Source organism: Johannesbaptistia floridana (assembly GCF_057440575.1).
Map to the genome: position 1 here is coordinate 1 of NZ_JALKVM010000081.1, position 3443 is coordinate 3443.

Annotated in this window: 2 protein-coding genes; one reads left to right on the top strand and one right to left on the bottom strand. The window is 37.5% G+C overall.

The annotated features are described in order from the left end of the window. Positions 1-128 precede the first annotated feature (128 nt). Positions 129-1145, bottom strand: a complete 1017-nt coding sequence (locus MW688_RS05855) for a PEP-CTERM sorting domain-containing protein (RefSeq protein WP_486734999.1) — start codon at positions 1143-1145, stop codon at positions 129-131. Positions 1146-1594: 449 nt separating this feature from the next. Between MW688_RS05855 and ggt the strand changes: the two genes are divergently transcribed. Further along, positions 1595-3328 (top strand): gamma-glutamyltransferase, encoded by a 1734-nt coding sequence (gene ggt, locus MW688_RS05860; protein WP_486735000.1) that lies wholly within the window; start codon positions 1595-1597, stop codon positions 3326-3328. Positions 3329-3443: the final 115 nt, after the last annotated feature.

A 3443-nucleotide genomic window follows, 5' to 3' on the forward strand; every position in this document is an offset into this window, starting at 1 on the left:
TGGCAGAGGACTTTAGTTCCCCAAATTAATCGGGCTAAAGCCCTACTACAAACCTGGCAGAGGACTTTAGTTCCCCAAATTAATCGGGCTAAAGCCCTACTACAAACCTAGGGGTCGAAATTCTATTTTTATTTTTTTCCTACTTGTTTTTTTAATATGGGAAGTAAACTCAATACTAAACCACTTCCCAAAATCGTTAGAGGTTCAGGTATTGATTGCGTTCTATATACAAGACTTTGACTAGTTACATCGAAATCCATAAATACACTATTACTACTTAGGCTCCCCCCTGGAGTTGATAGGATATTTGTCACCACGTCAATGGGTTGTGGGACAGCAACGGTTAATGTTGCCTCTACCTCGTTCACAAAAGGTCGTAATTCTCTAAGAGTCTCGAATTGAAAGAAGGTATGTTCTTCAATTCTTTGGCCTGAACTATTTACCTTGTAGGCTAACATTTCCATGTTAGTAGTTAAAATTGTGCCTCTACCCAAATCAGAGGGAGTGAGAGAAATATCACCTATTGAGTACAAATCAAAGGCAATACTCTCATAATCTATTCCATCCATAACCACTGGGGGTATTCCCTCTGGGTTTAGAACCACAAAGTTTTCGATAGCTGGAGGAGGATAGGGAGTACCTTCAATGCTACACTGAGGACAACTACCAGCTTGTAAGTCCTGTATCAGAGCATTTCTATCCCCTAGGAGATTAAAATCGTTTTCAGGACTAGAATTTACATTAGTCAAGTATATTCCATTTGTATCGGGATCTGAAGCTGGATTATTTTGACGAGGGAGAGTAAAATCCATATTTAAACGAAGAGGAGAACCAGTAGTATAGCTTTCTATAGTTATACCACCCATTCCTCCTGGGTTACCAGGAGGTAAAGGAACTAATCGAAACTCACCATCAATACCAGCAGTTCCGGTAAAGCCTGGTTCTTCAAGAACATTTATTGATATATCTGCGTTGGGGTCACAGGGTAAATCTGGAAGTCTATTAGGACGTCCTGGGTCACAACCTAATAAAATACTGTCAGCTAAGTCTCCTGCCTTGACTACTTCGGGAATAATCAGTAAGCCAGTAGTGGCAATCAATCCTAACCACAGTTTTTGAAAATAATAATGATTAATGATATTCATAAAATGTACATACGTTTTAAACTATAAACATTTTCGGCTTTCTATTTTTTTATGGTGCAAAGTATAATTAAAGTTACACTCACTCTTCCACTAGTTAAGATATTTAAGTCAATAAGTATAATCAAATACGAAAGAAAGCCTTATTTCATATTTGACAAACATATCTACAATAAATCATAGCAATATGTATGGATATAAACAACAAGAAATTGAAAATACCTAAGAATACAAGAGTAGAACAAAAGGGCGATCGCCCTTTTGAGTTTTGAAGTAATAAGTAATGAGTAATGAGTTTTGAAGTCTTGAAGTTTTGAAGTAAGAAGTCTTGAAGTCTTGAAGTTTTGAAGTAAAAGAATTGATATTAAACCCCTAGGAGACAAAGATTATAGAGAATTAACCATAAAGAACATTTTTCCTGAAAAATTAGTACATAAGTTCTGGTGTAAAATATGAGTCACCCTATCATCTATAAATTTATCTTATTTTTCCTTCCAATCTTACTAATAAGTATAACCTCAGTTTCCCAAGCACAAACCATCTATAGTCGCCAGGATATTTTCCACCCTGTCACTGCTAATAACGGCATGGTAGCCACCCAAGAAAAACTAGCTACAGAAGCAGGTTTAGCGGTATTAAAAGCTGGAGGCAATGCTATAGACGCATCTGTTACCATCGGTTTTGCCTTAGCTGTTACCCTCCCTCGCGCTGGCAACATTGGCGGTGGTGGTTTCATGGTCATTCATCTAGGAGAAACCAAAGAAACAGTAGCCATAGACTATCGAGAAAAAGCGCCTTTAGCCGCAGATAAAAATATATTTTTAGATGATTTTGGCCAAGTACAACCAGATAAGTCTAAATATGGTCATTTAGCCGTAGGTGTACCCGGTACAGTGGCGGGGATGGCATTAGCCTTAGAAAAATACGGAACAATTTCTCTAAAAGAAGCTTTACAACCAGCGATTAAATTAGCAGAAGAGGGGTTTCCCGTTACAGAAGATTTACAAAGATCATTAATTTTTGCTAAAAAGCGTTTACAAGCATCTCCTGAAAGTAGAGAGATTTTCTATAAACTAGGAGGCATTGATTACGAAGTTGGAGAAATATTAAAACAACCAGATTTAGCTAACAGTTTAAAATTAATCGCCGAACAAGGAATAGAGGCATTTTACCAAGGAGAAATTGCTGAAAAAATTGCTAAAGATAGTCAAGAAAATGGAGGTTTAATTACTAAAAAAGATTTAGCTAATTATCAACCAGTTATCCGTAACCCTGTAAAAGGAGAATACCGAGGTTATCAAATTTCTTCTATGCCTCCTCCCAGTTCTGGTGGCGTACATCTTATTCAAATGCTAAATATACTAGAAGAGTTTCCCATAGGTGAATTAGGACATAATCGCGCTAATACGATTCATTTACTCACAGAAACCATGAAATTAGCTTATGCAGACCGTTCACTATATTTAGGAGACCCTGATTTTGTAGAAGTTCCTACCAAGGAATTAATTTCTAAAGAATATGCTAACATTTTACGACCAAAAATAAATCTAACTGAAGCCACACCTAGTAATTTAATTTCTCCCGGTAATCCCTACCAAGTCAAAGAAAGTAAAGAAACAACCCACTACTCAGTTATAGATAAATACGGAAACGCCGTAGCCAATACCTATACCCTCAACTTTAGTTACGGTATTGGGTGGACTGTTCCCGATACAGGCATTTTATTAAATAACCAAATGGATGATTTTGCCGCTAAACCGGGAGTTCCCAACGCCTTTGGCTTAATTGGCAGTGAAAAAAATGCCGTAGAACCGGGAAAACGGATGTTAAGTTCCATGACTCCCACCATTATCACCCAAGACGGCGAACCTTTTTTAGTTACTGGTAGTCCTGGAGGAAGTACAATTATTACTATAGTTCTGCAAATAGTCAGTAATGTAATTGACCACAAACTCAATATAGCCGAAGCTACTAACTCCCCCAGGTTTCATCACCAATGGCAACCAGATAAATTATTTGTAGAAGAGGCTTTAAATGGCGACACGGTAGAATTATTGAGAAACAAAGGACATGAAGTAGTTATTAGTAATACTCTAGGAAGTACTCAAAGCATCCTCCAAAGTGAAGGTATTATGTATGGTGCCTCAGACCCACGTACCCCAGACGCCTTAACTTTAGGATATTAACCTGACGGGGTGACAAAAAGGTTAAAATGAAGTAAGATGTAACGCACCGTCAATATCGTATATTCAAAAGATGTCTATTGGACTAAAGTCCAACTACGAACCTAGTCAATATCGT

Bases quoted from the DNA above. Each gene is read 5' to 3' on its own strand.
- MW688_RS05855 (WP_486734999.1), bottom strand. From the start codon at position 1,145: ATGAATATCATTAATCATTATTATTTTCAAAAACTGTGGTTAGGATTG.
- ggt (WP_486735000.1), top strand. From the start codon at position 1,595: ATGAGTCACCCTATCATCTATAAATTTATCTTATTTTTCCTTCCAATC.